18 protein-coding genes are annotated in these 19,490 nt (G+C 44.1%); 12 read left to right on the forward strand and 6 right to left on the reverse strand.

Annotation, left to right across the window (positions count from 1 at the left end):
• Nucleotides 1–33: 33 nt before the first annotated feature.
• Nucleotides 34–624 carry a molybdenum cofactor guanylyltransferase gene (locus tag ACK1LH_RS07310; RefSeq protein ID WP_411334884.1) on the forward strand — a complete coding sequence of 197 codons (591 nt, stop codon included), beginning with the start codon at nucleotides 34–36 and terminating at the stop codon, nucleotides 622–624.
• A gap of 87 nt (nucleotides 625–711) precedes the next feature.
• Nucleotides 712–1,170, forward strand: coding sequence for a MarR family winged helix-turn-helix transcriptional regulator (locus ACK1LH_RS07315; protein WP_369732696.1), 459 nt, complete (start codon nucleotides 712–714; stop codon nucleotides 1,168–1,170).
• Nucleotides 1,171–1,198: 28 nt separating this feature from the next.
• Here ACK1LH_RS07315 and ACK1LH_RS07320 read toward each other — a convergent pair whose 3' ends face one another.
• The gene (locus ACK1LH_RS07320) at nucleotides 1,199–2,029 is read right to left on the reverse strand and encodes a hypothetical protein (RefSeq protein ID WP_029281829.1); all 831 of its coding nucleotides are present in this window, start codon (nucleotides 2,027–2,029) and stop codon (nucleotides 1,199–1,201) included.
• Between the two features lie 93 nt (nucleotides 2,030–2,122).
• The gene (locus ACK1LH_RS07325; protein WP_411334885.1) at nucleotides 2,123–3,970 is read right to left on the reverse strand and encodes a DNA ligase D; all 1,848 of its coding nucleotides are present in this window, start codon (nucleotides 3,968–3,970) and stop codon (nucleotides 2,123–2,125) included.
• Nucleotides 3,971–4,041: 71 nt separating this feature from the next.
• Here ACK1LH_RS07325 and ACK1LH_RS07330 point away from each other — a divergent pair, with 71 nt between their 5' ends.
• Complete coding sequence (locus ACK1LH_RS07330) at nucleotides 4,042–4,572, forward strand: D-glycero-alpha-D-manno-heptose-1,7-bisphosphate 7-phosphatase (protein ID WP_029281825.1); 531 nt, start codon at nucleotides 4,042–4,044, stop codon at nucleotides 4,570–4,572.
• Nucleotides 4,573–4,591: 19 nt separating this feature from the next.
• Here ACK1LH_RS07330 and ACK1LH_RS07335 read toward each other — a convergent pair whose 3' ends face one another.
• The gene (locus ACK1LH_RS07335; RefSeq protein WP_411334886.1) at nucleotides 4,592–5,449 is read right to left on the reverse strand and encodes a Ku protein; all 858 of its coding nucleotides are present in this window, start codon (nucleotides 5,447–5,449) and stop codon (nucleotides 4,592–4,594) included.
• Between the two features lie 141 nt (nucleotides 5,450–5,590).
• Here ACK1LH_RS07335 and ACK1LH_RS07340 point away from each other — a divergent pair, with 141 nt between their 5' ends.
• On the forward strand, nucleotides 5,591–7,090 hold the full coding sequence (locus ACK1LH_RS07340) for an aldehyde dehydrogenase family protein (protein WP_411334887.1): 1,500 nt from the start codon (nucleotides 5,591–5,593) through the stop codon (nucleotides 7,088–7,090).
• A 32-nt stretch (nucleotides 7,091–7,122) separates the two neighbouring features.
• Here ACK1LH_RS07340 and ACK1LH_RS07345 read toward each other — a convergent pair whose 3' ends face one another.
• Nucleotides 7,123–7,896, reverse strand: coding sequence for an undecaprenyl-diphosphate phosphatase (locus tag ACK1LH_RS07345; protein ID WP_029281819.1), 774 nt, complete (start codon nucleotides 7,894–7,896; stop codon nucleotides 7,123–7,125).
• 190 nt (nucleotides 7,897–8,086) lie between these two features.
• Between ACK1LH_RS07345 and ACK1LH_RS07350 the strand changes: the two genes are divergently transcribed.
• From ACK1LH_RS07350 to ACK1LH_RS07365, 4 genes are all read left to right on the forward strand, one after another.
• On the forward strand, nucleotides 8,087–8,707 hold the full coding sequence (locus tag ACK1LH_RS07350) for a DedA family protein (RefSeq protein WP_029281816.1): 621 nt from the start codon (nucleotides 8,087–8,089) through the stop codon (nucleotides 8,705–8,707).
• A gap of 129 nt (nucleotides 8,708–8,836) precedes the next feature.
• Nucleotides 8,837–9,640 (forward strand): TerC family protein, encoded by an 804-nt coding sequence (locus ACK1LH_RS07355; protein WP_203290034.1) that lies wholly within the window; start codon nucleotides 8,837–8,839, stop codon nucleotides 9,638–9,640.
• 360 nt (nucleotides 9,641–10,000) lie between these two features.
• Entirely contained in the window at nucleotides 10,001–10,747 is a 747-nt protein-coding gene (gene sigI / locus ACK1LH_RS07360) for an RNA polymerase sigma factor SigI (protein ID WP_203290035.1), read from the forward strand.
• Entirely contained in the window at nucleotides 10,744–11,931 is a 1,188-nt protein-coding gene (locus tag ACK1LH_RS07365) for an anti-sigma factor domain-containing protein (protein WP_029281810.1), read from the forward strand. Before sigI ends, ACK1LH_RS07365 begins: the two co-directional genes overlap by 4 nt.
• Nucleotides 11,932–12,029: 98 nt before the next feature.
• Here the strand turns inward: ACK1LH_RS07365 and ACK1LH_RS07370 are convergent, their stop codons facing one another.
• Together ACK1LH_RS07370 and ACK1LH_RS07375 are read right to left on the reverse strand one after the other, a co-directional pair.
• Nucleotides 12,030–12,236: an alpha/beta-type small acid-soluble spore protein gene (locus ACK1LH_RS07370; protein ID WP_029281808.1), complete on the reverse strand. Its 207-nt coding sequence runs from the start codon at nucleotides 12,234–12,236 to the stop codon at nucleotides 12,030–12,032.
• Between the two features lie 119 nt (nucleotides 12,237–12,355).
• On the reverse strand, nucleotides 12,356–13,030 hold the full coding sequence (locus ACK1LH_RS07375) for a DUF1836 domain-containing protein (RefSeq protein WP_051865117.1): 675 nt from the start codon (nucleotides 13,028–13,030) through the stop codon (nucleotides 12,356–12,358).
• 167 nt (nucleotides 13,031–13,197) lie between these two features.
• On the opposite strand from ACK1LH_RS07375, the gene htpX reads away from it, so the two are divergent.
• The 4 genes from htpX (at nucleotide 13,198) to ACK1LH_RS07395 (ending at nucleotide 19,478) form a co-directional block, all read left to right on the forward strand.
• Nucleotides 13,198–14,076, forward strand: coding sequence for a protease HtpX (gene htpX / locus ACK1LH_RS07380; RefSeq protein ID WP_029281804.1), 879 nt, complete (start codon nucleotides 13,198–13,200; stop codon nucleotides 14,074–14,076).
• A 192-nt stretch (nucleotides 14,077–14,268) separates the two neighbouring features.
• Nucleotides 14,269–15,615 carry a TrkH family potassium uptake protein gene (locus tag ACK1LH_RS07385; RefSeq protein WP_029281802.1) on the forward strand — a complete coding sequence of 449 codons (1,347 nt, stop codon included), beginning with the start codon at nucleotides 14,269–14,271 and terminating at the stop codon, nucleotides 15,613–15,615.
• A gap of 121 nt (nucleotides 15,616–15,736) precedes the next feature.
• Nucleotides 15,737–17,752 carry a penicillin-binding transpeptidase domain-containing protein gene (locus tag ACK1LH_RS07390; protein ID WP_411334888.1) on the forward strand — a complete coding sequence of 672 codons (2,016 nt, stop codon included), beginning with the start codon at nucleotides 15,737–15,739 and terminating at the stop codon, nucleotides 17,750–17,752.
• Between the two features lie 163 nt (nucleotides 17,753–17,915).
• Nucleotides 17,916–19,478 (forward strand): bifunctional metallophosphatase/5'-nucleotidase, encoded by a 1,563-nt coding sequence (locus tag ACK1LH_RS07395; protein ID WP_029281799.1) that lies wholly within the window; start codon nucleotides 17,916–17,918, stop codon nucleotides 19,476–19,478.
• The last annotated feature ends 12 nt before the right edge of the window (nucleotides 19,479–19,490 follow it).

Genomic DNA, 19,490 nt, shown 5'->3' on the forward strand with positions numbered 1-19,490 from the left:
TAAGATGATAAAAAGAAGTTACCGGAGGCATCTATGACAGTTGCAGGTATTGTACTGGCCGGCGGAATGTCGCGGCGCTTTCAGTCTGACAAGGCATGTGAACCATACAAAAACGGCACATTCCTCTCGCATTCATATACGGAATTGAAAGCGGTATCAGATACTGCGGCAGTCTCCGGGCGCAAATGGAAAGATCCCGGGATCACAAGTTTTGAAGACTGTCCTCCTTTTAAAGGACTTGGACCGCTTGCCGGAATTTACTCGGCTATGAAAATAGTAAAATCTGAATGGTACCTGGTCCTTGCTTGTGACATGCCGCTTATTGACCGGCAGACTCTCTCTGTCTTTACGGGGTTGAAAACGGCTGGACATTCAGCTGTTGTACCTGTTATAAACGGAAAAGTTCATCCGCTTTGTGCGATGTACCATTGCTCGCTGCTTCCTGTACTGCAGAAACAGCTTGAGGACAGGGAACTGAAAATGATGTCACTGCTGCATGCCGCAGAGCCGCTTATGCTCGATCAATCGCATTTTGACCGGCCTGACCAATTTGCAAATATCAATAAAAAAGAGGATCTCGTCTTACTGAATGAGTCAAACTTCCAGCATGAAAGAAGCCTTTAAAAAACAGTGTTTTCATAGTAAAATAATCCATATGGTTTTTTGAATTTTTAGATATCTTCACAATGTTAAGGTAAGAGGGCGATGAGAATGAAGTCTTATACAAATGAAGAACTTGAACTTGCACTGAATCTTTTTAAAACGTTTGCAAGAGCATTTAAGAGTGTTTCTGAACATTCAATCCGTGACAGCAAGGAACACGGGTTTAACCCGACAGAGTTTTCAGTGCTTGAACTTCTTTATACGAAAGGACCGCAGAAGCTTCAGCAAATTGGCTCGCGTCTTTTGCTTGTCAGCGGGAATGTTACGTATGTGATTGATAAGCTGGAAAAGAATGAATTTATATACAGGGAGCAGGATCCAAAAGACAAGCGTTCTGTTTATGCCAATCTTACTGAAAAAGGAAGAACCTACCTGGATGAGATCTATCCGGTACATACATTGCGGATGGCCCGGGCTTTCTCCGGCCTGTCCATCGACGAACAGCAGCAGCTGATGGCTTTGCTGAAAAAAGCAGGCGTTCACAGTCAGCATCTGCTTTTCAGATAAAAAATCCCGAATCCGGGATTTTTTATTTTTAATCAGCGTGAAGTTTGACAGCATCCTGTGTCCATTTCCACATCAGGCAGCTCACTGCGATAAAGAACAGATGGAGCGCTGTGAACGAGGCGAAGCCGGTGTGATAAGTAAATAATCCATTTTCCAGCAGGCAATAGTGAGTGATGAGAAGGATAAGAAAAAGCAGCAGTTTAATGGCTCTGCGGCGGATTAGGACGATCAGTGTGTAAAAAAAGCAGGCAATGCTGAAAAAGACCGAGTTTGCTGCAAGATGATCACGGACGGGATTTTCAAACCATCCCGGCTGAAACAAATACATGGTAAGCGGAACGGTTGCTGCCCATGTGATTGTTAAGGATACGCTCAAATTCATAAAGTAAAGGCCGAGTTTGGCAGCGGGCTGATTGTCCTTTTTCAGCAGCCTGTACCACCAGGATGAAATGAGAAAGGCAACAGGCAGCAGCAAAGTTGTATAGTAAACTTTCCACCAGTGATGCTCATAAATCCCCAAATGCAAAAAGAACAATTCTACAGCTGACATGCCAAAACTGATCAGCAGCATCACCGGAAAGGTGAGCCTGTAAAATGCAGCTGTGACTCCAATCATCGGGACAATCATGAGCTGGCTGAAAATAGAGCCAAATGAGCTGTCTGAGAAAGGGTCACTGAAAACTTCCGGTTTATATGTATAAGAATGAAAGAAAACAAAGATGACTACTTCAAAAATAATCGCAAGCCCCGCATTTAACAGCCACAGAGGAACGAGCATGAGACGGTCTTTTCGAGCAGCTGCATAAGCAAGCGCTGCGGTTGCTGCGAGAAGGAGAAAGAACCAAAAAAAATTCGGCATAGGTCAGGCCTCATTTATATAAGAGTATGACTTATTTTTGTCATTCTCCAGGTGAATTATGTTTGGCTTAATAAATTCGGGATCATGGCGCTGTTATTCTTTTGATTTTTGCTCCTCGATGAAATGCAGGATTTGCGTTATCACTTTATCCTGCGGAGATGTAAAAAAATCTGCAAATGGACATGGCTGATCCTGCAGGCGATCGGCAACAGTGTTCATTGTATAGGAGTCGGGATTAAGGCTGTCCTTTACTTCCTCCCAATAGAGCGGTGCTGCTGCATAGGCTCCGGCAGAATTTCCCCTGAGAGAATAGGGTGAGATGATGGTCTTTCCTTCTGCATGCTGAATATAATCGACATACAGCCTGTTTCCGCGGTTTTTCTTCAGTCGTTCAATCGTAAATGCTTCAGGGAATACCTGTACAAGATAAGAAGCAATAAATTCTGTAAAGCTTCTCGTCTGCTCGTAGGAAAATGTCCCCTCCGTTATGGGGATGTGAATCTGGATGCCTTTTCCTCCTGAAAGCTTTGGAAAAGACGTAAGAGAGAATGATTCAAATAGTTTGTGCATTTCAAGAGCCGCTTTTACAGCAAGTCCAAATTCATTTCTTGAAGGCGGGTCAAGGTCAAATACGATTTCATTTGGCTGATGGGACTTTCGGGTCTGAAAGGGAACGTGAAATTCGATGGCACCCTGGTTGCCGAGCCACAATAAAGTGGAGTGGTCATTGCAGAGAATGTACTCTATTCCTTCATGTAATGATGTTTTAATAAAATCCGGCGCGTAGTCAGGGCAGTTTTTCTGATAAAAAGCTTCATCAGAAGTACCGTGCGGATAGCGGATGACAGTCAAGTGTTTATCTTCAAGAAAAGGGAGCATGCTTTCAGAAACATCAATCAAGTAAGCAAGATAATCTTCCTTTGACCTCACCGGTTTGTTCCAAAGAGGCTTGTCAGGGTTAGTAAGCTGAACATCTTCATGAACGGAAACAGCATGTACTTTAAGTTGTGACCATGTGCAGAGTTCAGGAGCAAGGTCAAATCTGAACGCATGAAATGAAGGCTCCCGCAGCTGATTTTTGTACAGACCGAGAAATTGAAGTTCCACACAGATTGCCGGAGCAATCGTAATCCATTGAGGATCTTCCGCCTCTTTATTTTGTCTGAGAATCTCTATAAGGGATTCCCTTTCTTCCCCCTCAAGCCCGTGGGAAAATACCCCGGCTTCCCTGATCGTGCCGTGATCGAAAGTACCCGCTTTAAAGTAGCCGTTTTTCTTGTCATATCCGATAATAAATACAAGGCCGTATTTATAGTTTTTTATTTTCAGCCAGTTTTTTGTGCGGATGCCCGGCTCCCACCTGCTGTTTAGATCTTTCGCCAGAATTCCCTCAGAGTCATGGCGTATGGCATTCTTAAACAGGGCATCTCCGTCTGAGAAAGAGGGGACATATTGTATGCGGACTTCCCCGGGTGCGGGGGTGAGCGGAAAACCGCATGCTTCAGAAAGAGATAAGAGTTTCTCCTTTCTGATTTTTAAAGGGGAAGCAGCTGTCTTTTCACCGGCGCACTCTATAAGATCAAACACCAAAAACGTACATGGATCAGTGTGTACTGCACGCTGGATATTCTCCTCCTTTTTCAGCCTGCCCCGCTTTTGAATCTTCTCAAATGATGCTTTGTGCGCACTTTGCAAAACGGTTAATTCCCCGTCAAGTGTACAAGGCATAAACGGCTGAAACTTGGAAAAGCTTGAACGGACAGCTTCTATGATTTCGGGAAAAAGAGGAGCAAGGTCTTTTCCGTTCCGGCTTGTAAAGGAAATGGCTGATTCTGAGATGGAAAGAAGGGCTCTGAATCCGTCAAATTTTATTTCAAAGCTCCATTGGCTTCCTTCAGGCTTCTTTAAAGAAAGAGATGGAAGCATTGGTTTTACATACATAGCAGACTTCCTTTGCTTTTTATTACTCTTACTATTTCTTATTAACGATTTGTTTATGAAAGGATGTTCTAATGATGAAAGCCGTATTTTTGGACCGTGATGGTGTGATAAACGAAGTGCTTACAGAGAGGGTCCGCTTTGTGAACAATCCCTCTCAGCTTTATCTGCTTGCCGGCGCTGCAGAGGGCGTGCGGATTCTGTGCGATAAAGGCTATAAAGTGTTTGTCGTCACCAATCAGGGCGGAGTTGGACTTGGGTATATGAAAGAGGCTGTCCTTAAAGATATCCACCGTAAAATGGTTGAAGAGATTGAAAAAGCGGGAGGGAAAATCGAAGAGGTCGCCTATTGTGCACATTCCCCGCATGCCGGCTGCGAATGCAGAAAGCCCGGTTCTCTCATGATTACAGATCTTGCTGAACGGCATGGCATTACAATAGAAGAAAGTTACATGATCGGTGACAGGGATGTGGATATAATGGCCGGAAAAAAAGCCGGAACCAAAACCATTCTGGTCGGCTCAACTGATCATGGCGCGGATATGAATTTTCCTTCTCTGCTTGATGCCGCGAAATGGATTGGGGGACAGCAGGAATCCCGCTGATCGCTCAGCGGGACTGTCCTTACGCTTTTTTTCTGGCTGTTTTCGTTTTTTTGCCGGCTTCCGGTTTTTTCTTTGTTTTTGCAGCTGGTTCTTTTGCTGCCGGCTTTTCTTTGGATTTGTCAATGCTTGCCTGAAGGGCGCTCATCAAGTCAACGACATTTTCACGCGGAGCATCTGCAGGTGTTTTGCCCTCATTCTTGCCGGCTTTTTTCTGGATCAGATTCAGGAGTGCTTCCCGGTAGTCATCTTTATAAGATTCTGGATTGAAAGAGGTTGTCAGCTGGTCAATGAGCATGATTGCTGTATCAAGTTCCTTTTCCCCCAGATCTGTCTTCTCCGGGACACTTGGAACGTCTGATGCTTTTCGGACTTCATCCGGGTAATGAATGGTTTCCATTACAATCGTATTCTGATATACCCTAAGGGCGGCGAGCTGCTGTTTGGAACGGATGGTCATTTCTGCAACACCGATCTTACCCGATTTCAGCAGGGCTTCGCGAAGAAGGGAATATGCCTTTGCTCCATTTTCGCCGGGGCCGATAAAATAAGAGCGATTAAAGTAAATCGGATCGATTTCATCAAGGTTGACAAAGTCGATAATTTCAACCGCTTTATCTTCAAGCTCCTGCTTGAGCTGCTTGAGTTCGTCTTCTTCAAGGATGACAAATTTTCCTTTTACGTATTCGTAGCCTTTTACAATGTCGTCATTTCCGACTGCTTCATCACAGTTCGGGCATTTCTTTTCATATTGAATGGGTGTATGGCATTTACTGTGCAAATTCCTCAGTTTCACATCTTTATCTTCAGTAGCGGCATATAATTTAACCGGTATATTGACCAGTCCGAAACTGATGGATCCTTTCCACATCGTGTGCATGTCAGATCTCCTGCTTTCCTTGTTGATATATAATTAGGTTTGCCAGAATTTCTGTGATAATGTGCAGGTTCCGTTCAGCTGTTTTTTGTTTATGATCTTTTTAAATGGGAATATTTCTAGAAAAGGACAGGAGGGTAAGCCATGGAGCACAGCAAATCTGCGGCAAAATTAAGCCCGGCTGGAATGGCGGGGGCAGGACCCGTTGATCAGACATCTGATTTCCGCATCAGCCAAATCATGAATTCTTCAAGAAGAGCGTTTGCCTCCTGGAGAGAAAAGAGTACAGGTGAACGGTTGTCATATCTGAAAAAGCTCAAACACGTACTGATTGACCATATGGAGGAATGCATTGAAGTTCTCGCAGCCGACACCGGAAAAGTAAAAATAGAAGCTGTTACAGCAGATTTAATGCCTGTCCTTGACACATTGTCCTTTCTTGAGAAAAACGCTGAAAAAAGTTTGAAGGCGAGGCGTGTAAAAACGCCGATTCACTTCATAGGGAAAAAAAGCTACATTGAATATATGCCAAGAGGAGCCGCTCTCATTATTTCGCCATGGAATTATCCCCTCCAGCTCGCACTCGTGCCTGTCGTAAATGCTCTGGCGGCAGGAAATACCGTTATTTTGAAGCCTTCGGAAATAACCGCTGAAACAGGATTGTTTATTGAAAAAGCCGTCCAGCTTGCAGGTTTTCCGGATGGAGTCATTCAGGTTGTTCATGGTGGAAAGGAAACGGGGCAGGCGCTGGTTAAGGCTAAACCGGATTTTATCTTTTTTACAGGGTCTGCTGCTGCAGGCAAGAAGATTCAGGAAGAAGCCGCAAAGACCCTGATTCCCGTTACACTGGAGCTTGGCGGGAAGGACCCCTTCATCGTTTTTGAAGATGCAAATCTTGAAAGAGCAGCGAAGGCTGCTGCATGGGGTTCCTTCACAAACAGCGGGCAGGTCTGCATGAGTACAGAGAGAATTTATGTGCAGGAGGCTGTGTATGAAACATTTCTTGATCTGCTCGTATCCGAAACAGTCAAGCTGAAGCAGGGGCGGGGTGAGGATGATGATATCGGCGCGATGACACATCCGTCGCAGCTTTCAGTGATAAAGGACCACGTGGAAGATGCTGTTGAGGGTGGCGCACGACTCATTGCGGGGGCGCTTCCTGAAAACTGGGAGCTGTCAGAAGGCCTGTTCATTAAGCCGATGGTATTTGCAGACGTAAAGCAGCACATGAAAATTATGCAGGATGAAACCTTTGGGCCTGTTGCAGCCGTCATGCCGTTTCAGTCTGAAGAAGAAGCCATTGCTCTGGCCAATGATTCGGTCTACGGGCTGAATGCAAGCGTCTGGAGCAAAGATCTTAAAAAAGCCAAGCGTGTTACTTCAAGACTTGAAACTGGTAACGCCGTTATTAATGATGTGATGATGTCCATAGCCAACCAGCATCTCCCTTTCGGAGGAGTGAAACAGAGCGGAATCGGAAAGTATCACGGCAAGGACGGAATCCGCCGCTTTTGTCATGAGAAATCAGTCATGGTGGACAGGGGCAGAAAAAAGACAGAGATGCAGTGGTATCCTTACAAAAACAAGTACACGAAAGTAAAGTCGCTTTTAAAGATGCTTTACGGCAGGAAAAACAAACACTAAAAAACAGCGGAAAAGGCTCCGCTGTTTTTCTGTTACCCCTTAAACTGAATGAATAGAATAACCGCTCCCAATACCCATACGTAAACCGCAAAGCCCCTCAACGAATGATTCTTCACAAATTGGATCATCCACTTAACAGCCACATATCCTGTCAGTGCAGCACTTAGCGTTGCAACGAAAAGAGGAAAGAAGCCAATAGTCGCGGCCTCGCCTGAAAACAAATCGGATACTTGAAAAAGAATGGCTCCGAAAATAGCAGGGATTGACAGAAGAAACGAAAAATAAGCAGCTGTTTCTTTGTCAATTCCTCTCATAAGAGCCCCTACGATCGTCATTCCCGATCTTGAAATGGCAGGGAAGATGGCAAGGGCCTGAAAGGAACCGATGAAAAAGGCATCAAAAACGGTGAGGTCATCGAGTTTCTTTGCTCCTTTTTTTATGGAATCAGCAAACCATAAAAATGCTCCGGTAATAAGAAACTCCCATCCGATCGTTGCCCCTGATTTGCTGATGCCGTCAAAAAAATCGCTGATGAAAACACCTGCCGCAACCGCAGGCAAGGTTCCAACAGCAAGCAGAAGAGTTAATTTGCTGAATGGCTGTTTCAAAAGCTTCCATAGAATATCTTTGTAAAAGACAATCAGGGCGATAAATGTGCCGATATGAAGCATCGTATCGAGAAAAATCCCGCCGTCCTTCATGCCAAACAGCATTCTGCCCAAGTAAAGATGGCCAGTTGAACTGATGGGAAGAAATTCCGTCAGTCCCTGAATGACGCCCAAAATAAACGCCTGAATCCAGTCCATTTTCATCACCCCTGTAAAATAAGCGTTCATAAAAATGCCAAAATAAAAGTATTGTAAAGTTGTCCCTTTTTAATGGTATGTATAGTATGATAGCTTGTAGAACTGAAAGGCTGATTTGTGCGGCTGCTTCTGATAAAAGGAAAGGACTGCACGGATTCAAAGCCTTGAATAAAGGAGTCTGGAACTGAATATGGAACATTACATACTTGCTTTTATTGAGTACTTTAAAGACCTCTCCTATTTTGGGGTGCTTTTTGCTCTTTGTTTTGAATTTGTGCCTGCCGAGATTGTTCTGCCGCTCGCCGGATACTGGGTGTATCAGGGAGATATGCTGCTGTGGGGCACTGTGCTTGCCGGCACGATCGGCGGTACTATCGGTCCGCTTACCCTTTATGCACTTGGCCGCTATGGAGGAAGACCCTTCCTCATCAAATATGGAAAATACATGTTTATCAATGAAGAAAGTCTCGCTAAAGCGGATTTGTTTTTCGAAAAAAACGGGGCTATGGTTGCTTTTACAGCAAGGTTTCTGCCAGGAGTCCGAACGCTGATCTCCATTCCATGCGGCATGGCAAAAATGAACGTCTGGGTATTTTCCATCTATACCTTTGCAGCTATGCTGCCGATCACATTCCTGTATGTTTATCTCGGATTTAAGCTTGGGGATAAATGGGAGCAGGTGGGCGGAATGGCGAACGATTACCTTCTTCCTGCCGCTGCAGTCATCGTAGCTGCGTTTATTTTGTACAAATTCATCACAAGAAAAGCCATCAAGCCATCAGCCATTTCTCAGGATAAGAAAATCAGCTAAAAACACTTGCTGCATCCCGACATGGATTTCCTGAAACATCTTTTCCAACATTAGGAAAAGATGTTTTTTTGATAAGAGTGAAAGGAAATTGGGTATATAGAGAAAATACAGATATAGGAGGAATGTTGAATGGATGTTGCCCTTTTGCTTGAATACGGGTGGGTATTGCTTGTTTTAATTGCACTGGAGGGAATTCTTGCGGCAGACAATGCTCTTGTTATGGCCGTGATGGTTAAGCACCTACCTGATGATCAAAGGAAGAAAGCCCTGTTTTACGGACTTGCAGGAGCTTTTGTCCTGAGATTCGGCTCGCTTTTTTTAATTTCATTTTTGGTGGATGTCTGGCAGGTACAGGCAATAGGGGCTGTTTATCTGCTGTTTATTGCCATAAATCATTTAGTGAAGAAATTCGTTTTAAAAAAGGATTTGCATGGTGAAAAGGACAGAAAAGAATCAGGCTTTTGGATGACGGTCCTTAAAGTGGAACTTGCAGACATTGCGTTTGCGGTTGATTCTATCCTTGCGGCAGTCGCACTTGCAGTAACACTGCCTGCAACGGGACTGCCGGAAATCGGCGGTCTGGATGGCGGACAGTTTGCCGTCATTTTGGCCGGGGGCATCATTGGCCTGGTTATCATGAGATTTGCAGCGAGCTTTTTTGTCGCCCTGCTGCAAAAACGTCCGAGTCTTGAGACTGCTGCATTTGTCATTGTGGGCTGGGTGGGAGTGAAGCTTGCTTTGTACACGCTCGCTCACCCGGATATTAACATCATCGATAAACATTTCATTGAATCTGCAACATGGAAGCTTATCTTCTGGATTGTACTTGCAGGAATCGCTGTTGCCGGATGGTTCTTATCCAAAGATGAAAGCGCCCGGCCGGAATCAGAAGAAGAGAAACTGGTAGAAAAAGCTGAAGACCGACTTGATTGAGCACCCTTAACGGGGTGTTTTTTTATTGTAGATAAATGACATTTTGTGGATAAAATAGACGCTTTATATTAAAATTTTTACAATTAAACAACTTTTAACCTGGATTTCCACCTTTATTTGTAACCTTTTTGTAAAAAAACTAATATTACACCCTCAAATTCCGAACTCGCTTCGTAGCTGTTTAGTAAGAAAAAAGAAAGGAGAACAACCTTAATAATTCTTCATCTGTTGCTTCATCAACGCCTGAAAGGTTCATCTTTACCTCAAGGCTCTCACGATTCCAAATTTCTTCCTTTGCGCTCTCAGGGCAAATTAGCTATGATTATACGAAGTAATATGGGAGAACTGAGGTGAGAACCGGTGCTTAGCCTGTTGTTTAAACTTGGCAAAAAGAAACCAACTTTAGAAGAAACTGTCCTGCAGATCCAGGGCGGCGACACACAATTGCAGAACACATTAATTGACCAGTATAAACCTTTCGTGGCAAAAACCGTTTCTTCGGTGTGCAAAAGGTATATTGATGAAAAAGACGATGAATTCAGCATTGGTTTAATTGCCTTTAATGAGGCCATTGAAAAATATTCAACTGAAAAGGGAAGTTCCCTGCTCGCTTTTGCCGAATTGATTATAAAGAGAAAAGTCATTGACTATATTCGGAAAGAAGCAAGAAACGCACAAACAGTAAATATTGATCTTCAGGAACACGAAGAAGGCGAAGCTTCGCAGAGCAAGATAGAAGCGGAGCTGTCCGTTGAAGAGCATCAAAAGCTCATTGAACAGGAGCAGCGGAGGGAAGAGATCGTTTATTTCCATAAAGTGCTCCAGGAGTTCGGCCTTTCTTTTTCAGAGCTGATGGAGAATTCTCCAAAACATATGGATGCAAGGCAAAATGCAATAAAAGTAGCTCAAGTTCTGATTGAGCACGATGAGCTGAAGCGGATTCTGTTTGCGAAAAAACAGCTTCCAGTTAAACAGCTTGAATCGCTTGTATCTGTCAGCCGCAAAACAATAGAGAGAAACAGAAAATATATTATTGCCATGACAATTATTTTATCGGGGGATTACGTTTATCTGAAAGACTATATAAGAGGGGTGCTTCAATCATGAAAAAAGGGATCGTCGTTGACCGTAATGATGATTATGTTACATTGCTTACCCCTGATGGACAATTTTTGAAAGCAGCAAAACAAAAACGTTCATACGAGCTGGGTGAGGAAATTACTTTTTTTCAGCTTTCAGATACAAGCGAAAGAGCATCAAAATCAGTAAGTATTTTTAATCTGCGCGGAATTCGAAACGGGTTACTTGCAGTTGCAGCTCTTATTCTTATTTTTTTTACCGTGCTGCCCGTTTTGAAAGAGGACAGAGTATATGCTTATATGACGATTGATATCAATCCAAGCTTTGAGCTTCAATTAAATGAAGAACTTAAAGTCATAAGGATTGAACCCATGAATGAAGATGGGAAGGCTATGCTTGCCGAACTGAAAGACATGAATAAACGCAGTGTATCAGATGTCTTTTCAACCATTGTGGACAAAAGCAAATCTCTCGGCTATTTAACAGACGATAAAGAGATTTTTGTGACGACGGTAACAGCAGATGACAAGCATGAAGAGACAAAAAAGAAAATGCTTGCAGATGTTGTGCGCCTGAAAGAGTCCTACAAGGAGCAAAGCCTGAATGTTCAGGCGGTAGAGACAGATGTTGAAACACGCAATAAAGCAGTGGAACAAGGGATTTCTACTGGTAAATATGTAAGACTTCAAAAAACAGAACAAGCTGATCCTGCAGAGAAAGAAGAAGCGGAAAAGCGCAATGAAGAGGAAAAGGCTGAGAAAGAGACAGAACCAGCCAAAAAGGAATCTCCTGAAACGGCACCTCCTGTTAAAGATACGCCTAAAGCGCCAAAAAAGGATAAAGAAGCGCCTGGCCTGAAAGAGGACGAAGACAAGGAAATCGACAAAAAGCCTGTTGTTCCAAAACCTCCTAAAGAAAAAGAAACGGACATGAAGATTGAGAATCAGTCAGAAAAAGAAAAGGCTGAAGGAAAACAATCAAGAAAAGAAGCAGATAAAGCGAGAAAAGAAAGAGAGAAAGAAAAAAAGCGGAATGAAGAGAAATCCCGTGATGAAGATGATGACAGCAGAGACGCCGGCAGCCGCGATGGATCTTCATACTGGAACAGCTACAATCGTGACCGGGATGATGACCGCGACGAAAATGAAGAGAACGACAACGACGACAATGACGATGATGATAATGAGGGGTCAAGATCTGATCGTGATTGAAACATAGGGTGCCGCGAAAGCAAAACAGACCGGATAGGCACCTGCTACATAGATAGAAAGAAGAAAACCGCAGGAGGCTTCCTGCGGTTTTTGCCATGTTATTCAGTTTTAGAAGCTTGTCCGCCAAGACCAGCCTGTGCTTGTGCGACTAAGCGCTTCGTGATTTCTCCTCCAACAGAACCGTTAGAGCGTGCAACTGTATCAGAACCAAGCGTAACGCCAAATTCCTGTGCAATTTCATATTTAATTTGATCCAGGGCCTGTTCAATGCCTGGAACAAGCAATTTATTGCTGCTGCGTGCCATTATATTCAACTCCTTCATAAAAGTTTGCAGCCATATGGCTGTGTTTATAGTCTTGTTTCAAACGGACAATCTATACTGGCAATTGTGCCCTGTGATAGGTGGTGAAGAGATTGAGTAAATTACATTTCTTTAAAATGCTCCTGCAGAAAAAGACGGGTTCTCTTCTGAAGATAGGATGTGATGACGGAAAGCACGGTGATCGTCAAAATATCCTTCACCTGATTCCAGCCATCTTCCGGAAGATCCTGAAAAAGGTCATGAGCCGCCTGTATTTGATCCTGAACATCCTTTTCGAGCTCATGTTCAGAAAGCGAGAATACCGTGATCGATTCCATACGTTCAAGAATTGTCCCGTAAGCTGAATAGTATCGCAATGGTGAAATCAAATCATCGCTCCGGTCTGATAATGTATTAAACAGCAGCTTCAGCAAATGCCTGATCGTATCAAAATCAAATGCTGATTTCAGGTCTCTCACAATGAGGAGGATGGCTGCTTGTTCGATTGAATATTTTTTGCCGTGTTCAGGTGATCCGATCAGTTCCTTCATATCCCTCTTTATCCAATTCTGAATCGATGTGGACTTTAAAGAAGTCAGTTCGCACAGTTTTGCAAGTGAAACAATTTCATTCGATGAAAGTCCTCTTGGCAGAGGCTTGGAACTTCTGATGAAATCAGGAAAATCAGACGGGTCGATCCCGATTTCTTTCAGTATAGATGCCGGAGCTGCATCCGTTTCACCCTGCAGAGTGAATAGCAGTCTGGCCATTTCTGAGCGTTTCAGCTGTATTTTCATGCGCATCACCTCTTTGTCATTTAAGTGTCTGTTCTTTAAGCAGCCATTTTCAGATCGTGCTGCATAACATTACCAAGTGCTTAGTATTTGCGATTATTCCTCTTTATTCTTTATACTATAAATTATAATATAAGTTCAAATGAACTCAAAACCTTTGGGGGTGCAAGATGGCAAAACGTATCTTTTTGTTCCTTTTAACCAATATTCTCGTACTGACAACAATAGGAATTGTCTTATCTTTGCTTGGAGTCGGCTCCTATGTAACGGCTGAAGGTGGAATCGATCTCATCAGCCTGCTCGTATTCAGTGCCGTTGTCGGCTTCTCCGGCTCATTTATATCTTTGATCATGTCAAAGTGGATGGCTAAAATGATGATGGGCGTAAAGGTTCTGAAACCGGATCAGAATTTATCTGCATATGAGCGAAACCTTGTAGAACGCGTTCACAGACTTGCAAGAGCTGCAGGCATCAGAAAAATGCCTGAAGTGGGCATCTATCAGTCCCGCGAGGTCAATGCGTTTGCAACGGGTCCGTCTAAAAATAATTCTCTCGTTGCCGTTTCCACAGGTCTGCTTGAAGAAATGGATGACGCTGCAGTCGAGGGTGTTCTTGCCCATGAAGTTGCCCATATCTCTAATGGCGATATGGTGACGATGACTCTGCTGCAGGGTATCGTCAACACATTCGTTGTGTTCCTGGCAAGAATTGCAGCTTGGATTGCTTCCAGGTTTGTAAGAGAGGACATGGCGCCGATTGTTCATTTTATTGCTGTTTTAGTGTTCCAAATCCTGTTTTCGATTCTTGGAAGCCTTGTCGTTTTTGCTTTCTCCCGCCACAGAGAATTCCACGCGGACAAGGGAGGAGCCGATCTCGCAGGCAAGGACAAAATGGTGCACGCTCTGCGTATGCTGAAAGGATACACGCAGCGGATCAGCAGCGATCAATCTTCAGTCGCGTCATTGAAAATAAGCGGGAAACGCGGGCTTGCCCTCTTTTCAACTCATCCTGACCTTGATGAGCGAATCCGCCGTTTAGAAGCAAAATAACGAGGGTATGAATCTGAGGAGATGATGTCTCCTCTTTTTTTGTTTGTTCACCCAAAGTATGTTTTCGTCTGCACATGCTGAAAATGAAAATAGGCGCGACAGATAAATTTTGGAGAACCCCTTTTCATTCGTCCAGGTTTTCATTATGATAGAGAACATGCAGTTCACCCTAAATTTTAAGGAACGATATCCATGAACCGAACTAGAACTTTTTTTCAATCATTAACGCCTTTTCAGCTGATTGTAGCTTATTATGCCATAGCTGTCTCCGTCTCGGTTGCTTTGCTTAGCCTGCCTGTAGCCCATCAGGCGGGAGTAGAATGGACGTTTATGGACGGTCTTTTTACAGCTGTAAGTGCTGTAAGCGTGACAGGATTGAGCGTCATAACGGTAGCAGATACCCTGACAACACCCGGCATTTTCATTCTGATGTTTGTGCTGCAGTTCGGGGGGATTGGCGTCATGACGCTTGGAACATTCGTCTGGCTGATTGTCGGCAAGCGAATTGGCCTTAGAGAAAGAAGACTGATTATGGCTGATCAGAATCAGTATGCCCTTTCCGGAATCGTCAACTTGATGAAGCAGGTCCTGTTTTTAATTTTGATCATTGAATTCTGCGGAGGCATGATTCTTGGAACTTACTTTTTAAACTATTATCCCACTTGGCAGGAAGCGTATTTGCACGGTTTCTTTAATTCAGTCAGTGCAACTACAAACGGAGGCTTCGACATTACGGGATCATCGATGATTCCATATGCGGACGATTATTTTATTCAGTTTGTCATCATTCTTTTAATTACGCTTGGAGCGATTGGATTTCCAGTGCTGATTGAAGTGAAAACCTTTCTTTTCAGCAAAAAAGGCAAGTACAGGTTTTCCCTTTTCACAAAGCTGACGACTGTCACATATACCTTGCTCGTTATCGGCGGAACGATTATGATCGCACTGCTTGAGTATCAGTTTTTTTTCAGCGGGAAAAGCTGGCACGAAAGTTTTTTTTATTCCCTGTTCCAGTCAACCGCCACACGAAGCGGGGGACTTGCAACGATGGATGTCAGCCTGTTTTCTGAAGCCACGCTGCTCGTCATGTGCGCTCTGATGTTTATCGGAGCTTCCCCAAGCTCAGTAGGCGGAGGGATCAGGACAACGACATTTGCTTTAAATTTGCTTGCCCTTTATCACTTTGCCAAAGGAAACAAAACCATTAAGATCTTCAAACGGGAACTTCATGAGGATGATGTGAAAAAATCACTCGTCGTCACGCTGATGGCCTTTGTCCTTTGTTTTGGGTCCGTGTTTATTCTTTCAATTACAGAAAAATTCACGCTCATTGAAATTCTTTTTGAAGTATGTTCGGCATTCGGAACGACAGGCTTATCAATGGGAATTACAGCAGAGCTGAGCACGATCGGCAAATGCATCATAATGGTCTTGATGTTTATCGGACGGATCGGCATTGTTACGTTCATTTACATTATCGGATCAAAAGCATCAAAACCAAATTACCACTATCCGAAAGAGCGCGTTATTATCGGGTGACAAAGGATGAAGCAGACAGAGAGACTGTCTGCTTTTGCTGTTTCACAGAGTTTCGTTCAGGAAAATCCTCCCTTGTCTATGCTATACTTTAGCTAATACGTCTTGGGAGAGGTAAGATAACGTGAAAAAATGGATGGCAGTGCTTTTTTCGGTAGTAATGCTTGTGATTCTTTCGGCATGTTCAAAGGGACCGCAGCCTGAAGAGCGGTTTCAGAAATACGTCAGCCTGTGGAATGACCAGGATTTCAGCGGAATGTATGATTATTTATCTTCAGATGCTAAAAAAAGCATAACAAAGCAGGAATTTACAGAGCGATATCAGCAGATTTATAAGTCTATTGAGACGGAAAATCTGAGCATCAGCTATGAGAAGCCGGAGGAGCCAGAAGAGAGAAAAGATGAGAAAGAAGCCTCTTTGCCGTTTTCGTTGAAAATGGATACTCTGGCAGGACCTGTTGCATTCGATCATAAGGCGTCACTCGTTAAGGAAGAGACGGATGATGGAGACAACTGGTTTATCTCGTGGAATCCATCGATGATATTTCCGCAGCTGAAGGAAGGAGATGCGGTCAGAATTTCGGAAGATAAGCCGGAAAGGGGAAGCATCTTGGATAAAAACGGTAAAGGTCTGGCCATAAATGCCGTCGTTCCTGAGATCCAGGCAGTTCCTGAAAAGCTCGGAAGCGATCCTGAAGCCGCAAAAGAAGCAGCGGCAAAGCTTTTGAATCTGACAGTTGAGGACATAGATAAAAAGCTGTCAGCAAGCTGGGTTAAGCCTGATATGTCCGTGCCGGTCGCAAAGGTGGACCCTTCAGAAACTGAGCTGCTCAAAAAAGTGACATCCCTTCCCGGTTTTCAAAAGGCGGATGTATCCTCAAGGTACTACCCGCTGGGTGAGAATGCTGCCCATTTAACCGGATACATAGGCAATATTTCCGGTGAGGAACTCCAAGAGCTGAAAGGGAAAGGATATACAAGTACATCGCAGCTTGGAAAAGCAGGGCTTGAAGAAGTTTACGAAGACGATCTCCGGGGGCAAACCGGATTCAGAATTTATACAGATCCTTCAAACGAAACCATTGCAGAGCGGCCTGCCGAAGACGGCAAGGACATCACTGTAACAATCGACTCTGCTCTGCAGACAGTGCTTTACAATCAGCTGAAAGGTGATTCAGGTACGGCTGCAGCAGTTCATCCGCTGACAGGGGAAACACTTGCGCTTGTCAGCAGCCCGGCCTACAATCCGAACAGCTTTGTTTTTGGAATGTCAGGTGCAGCTTATCAGGCGCTTACAGAACAGACAGGGAATCCGCTGAGCGCCAAATTCAATAAAACATTCTCTCCGGGGTCTGTGTTTAAGCCTCTTACAGCTGCAGCGGGTTTAAAAGCAGGGACACTGAATCCCGCTGAAGTCAAAACCATTACGGGTTTAACCTGGAAGAAAGGGCCTGAGTGGGGGAATTACTCTGTCACAAGAGTAACAGACGCCTATTCAGCGGTTGACCTAAAAAGGGCTCTTGTCTCATCTGACAACATTTACTTCGCACAAGCAGCGCTGGAAATGGGTGCAGATGCTTTTAAAGACGGAGCAGCTGCTTTTGGGCTAGGGGAGCGATTTGAGTTTGACTTCCCGACTGCGGACTCATCAGTCGCGGAGTCTGATCTTGCTGCAAAGGACGTCCTGCTGGCTGACTCAGGATACGGGCAGGGCGAGGTTTTGATGAGTCCGGTTCATATCGCTGCATCCTATACGGCCTTTGTCAATAACGGCAGCATGATTATGCCTTATCTTGAGAAAAAGGATGATGCAGCTCCTGAGATTTGGAAGGAAGGCATTCTAACGCCTGAACAGAGCTCCTTAATCCTGAATCACTTAATCAGCGTCGTGGATGATCCAAGCGGTACCGGCCATGAGCCTGTCGTGCCGGGTCTGAAGCTCGCAGGAAAAACCGGCACAGCCGAACTGAAGATGGCTAAAGGTGAAATAGGTCAGGAAAACGGCTGGTTTGTGGCTGTGAATACGGATCAGCCAAAGCTGCTGATTGCGATGATGATTGAGGATGTGAAAGACAGAGGCGGAAGCCATTATGTGGTGCCAAAAGTAAAACAGGCGTTTTCCGCCTATCTTAAGCAATAATCAAAAAAGAAGCTGCCAGCGCAGCTTCTTTTTTGATACCTTTACCATCTGTAAAAGCTTTTATCTGCTTCTTAACAATTCTTAATAATCCTTTACCTTGACTTTAGATGGGCTTCATTCTGGCGTGATACGTTAGAAGCAGCATCAGAGGGAGGGAAGGCCAATGAAGCATTCTGTAAAAACAGCAGGCATTTTATTCATGATAGTTTTATTTTTATTTTTTGCATCTGTTTTTGGAGAAAGTCAAGGGCGCGCAGGTACAGATGACAGCAAGCTCACTGAAATCCATCTGCTTGGAATCAATGATTTTCATGGTCAGCTGGACACTCATTCTGTTCAATCAGGCAAAAAGGTGGGCGGAGCCGAATATCTTGCTGCTCATATTAACAAACGGAGAGAGCTGCATGAGCACTCGCTGCTCTTGCATGCGGGTGATATGACAGGAGGAAGTCCGCCGCTGTCATCCCTGTTTCTGGATGAGCCGGCCGTTGAGTTTATGAATCAGCTTAAGTTTGATGCCGGCACACCGGGAAACCATGAATTTGACAGAGGAATCGGAGAGCTTAAAAGGCTGATAAACGGAGGGTATCACAGAAGTACAGGATACTTCAAAGGTGCCGATTTTGATTATGTTTCAGCCAATGTGATTGATAAAGAGACAGGAAAACCGATTTTTCCAGCATATACAATAAAAGAAATGGACGGCGTACAGATAGGCATAATCGGTGTGGTAACGAAAGAAACCAATCAATTTCTGCTTCCTGAAAACCGGGAGCAGATTGAAATTACTGATGAGTCTGAGGCAATCAATCAGGCAGCTTCACAACTGAAAAAACTCGGAGTAGAATCAATCGTCGTTTTGGCGCATGCAGCCGCAGCTTCAGATCAAAACGGTGAACGTGCTGGAGAAGAACTTGTCGAGATGGCTCCGAAAATCACCGATGAAGTAGATGTCATATTCGGGGCTCACAGCCATAAGCGTGCAAATACCAGAATCGGAAACAAGCTGATTGTACAGAGCTATTCTTACGGGAAAGCCTTTTCTGATGTAACGCTTCTTATTGACCGCAGCCAGAAGGAAATCATCCAGAAAGAAGCGCAAATTATCCTGACCGACCATAGTCAGGCTGTACCCGATGAAGGTGCTCTCAAGCTTATTGATAAATACAAGAAGAAGGTGGGAGCAGAATACAGCAAGGAAATTGGGAGTCTTCCCCGCGATTTAACAAGAAAAAAGAATCATCAGGGCCAGTCACCTCTTGCCGCACTCCTGGCTGAATCCATGATGAAAGAAATGAATACCGATATTGCTTTCGTCCATCATGGCGGCATCAGGGAAAGCCTGAAGAGAGGGCCTGTGACAAAACAGCACCTTATTGCCGCTCTCCCTTTTAATCATTACGCTGCAGAAGTTTCTTTATCCGGGAAACAAATAAAAGAGGTTCTTGAACAGCAGTGGAGTTTAAAAGCAGAGAACTTGCTTCAAACAAAAGGATTGACCTTTGAGATCGACCGGAGTGCGCCAAAGGGAGAGAGGATAAAAGAATTAAAGACAGAAGATGGTGAAGTAATTGAAGAGAAAAAAATGTATCGTGCGGCCGCAAGCAATTATCTTGCATCAGGAGGAGATGGCTTCGAAGCATTTAAATCAGGAGTAATCATTCAAAAAGGACCGGAACTTTCAGATATACTGTCTCACTATTTGGTTAAAAGTTTTGACAAATAAAAGCCGCTCTTT

Origin of the sequence: Metabacillus indicus (assembly GCF_046603695.1) — a bacterium.
In the GTDB taxonomy this organism is placed as follows: Bacteria; Bacillota; Bacilli; order Bacillales; family Bacillaceae; genus Bacillus_P; species Bacillus_P indicus.

What these genes read in the sequence shown, in the direction of transcription:
- ACK1LH_RS07310 (WP_411334884.1), top strand. Translation starts at nt 34, where the DNA reads ATGACAGTTGCAGGTATTGTACTGGCCGGCGGAATGTCGCGGCGCTTT.
- ACK1LH_RS07315 (WP_369732696.1), top strand. Translation starts at nt 712, where the DNA reads ATGAAGTCTTATACAAATGAAGAACTTGAACTTGCACTGAATCTTTTT.
- ACK1LH_RS07320 (WP_029281829.1), bottom strand. Translation starts at nt 2,029, where the DNA reads ATGCCGAATTTTTTTTGGTTCTTTCTCCTTCTCGCAGCAACCGCAGCG.
- ACK1LH_RS07325 (WP_411334885.1), bottom strand. Translation starts at nt 3,970, where the DNA reads ATGTATGTAAAACCAATGCTTCCATCTCTTTCTTTAAAGAAGCCTGAA.
- ACK1LH_RS07330 (WP_029281825.1), top strand. Translation starts at nt 4,042, where the DNA reads ATGATGAAAGCCGTATTTTTGGACCGTGATGGTGTGATAAACGAAGTG.
- ACK1LH_RS07335 (WP_411334886.1), bottom strand. Translation starts at nt 5,449, where the DNA reads ATGCACACGATGTGGAAAGGATCCATCAGTTTCGGACTGGTCAATATA.
- ACK1LH_RS07340 (WP_411334887.1), top strand. Translation starts at nt 5,591, where the DNA reads ATGGAGCACAGCAAATCTGCGGCAAAATTAAGCCCGGCTGGAATGGCG.
- ACK1LH_RS07345 (WP_029281819.1), bottom strand. Translation starts at nt 7,896, where the DNA reads ATGGACTGGATTCAGGCGTTTATTTTGGGCGTCATTCAGGGACTGACG.
- ACK1LH_RS07350 (WP_029281816.1), top strand. Translation starts at nt 8,087, where the DNA reads ATGGAACATTACATACTTGCTTTTATTGAGTACTTTAAAGACCTCTCC.
- ACK1LH_RS07355 (WP_203290034.1), top strand. Translation starts at nt 8,837, where the DNA reads ATGGATGTTGCCCTTTTGCTTGAATACGGGTGGGTATTGCTTGTTTTA.
- ACK1LH_RS07365 (WP_029281810.1), top strand. Translation starts at nt 10,744, where the DNA reads ATGAAAAAAGGGATCGTCGTTGACCGTAATGATGATTATGTTACATTG.
- ACK1LH_RS07370 (WP_029281808.1), bottom strand. Translation starts at nt 12,236, where the DNA reads ATGGCACGCAGCAGCAATAAATTGCTTGTTCCAGGCATTGAACAGGCC.
- ACK1LH_RS07375 (WP_051865117.1), bottom strand. Translation starts at nt 13,030, where the DNA reads ATGAAAATACAGCTGAAACGCTCAGAAATGGCCAGACTGCTATTCACT.
- htpX (WP_029281804.1), top strand. Translation starts at nt 13,198, where the DNA reads ATGGCAAAACGTATCTTTTTGTTCCTTTTAACCAATATTCTCGTACTG.
- ACK1LH_RS07385 (WP_029281802.1), top strand. Translation starts at nt 14,269, where the DNA reads ATGAACCGAACTAGAACTTTTTTTCAATCATTAACGCCTTTTCAGCTG.
- ACK1LH_RS07395 (WP_029281799.1), top strand. Translation starts at nt 17,916, where the DNA reads ATGAAGCATTCTGTAAAAACAGCAGGCATTTTATTCATGATAGTTTTA.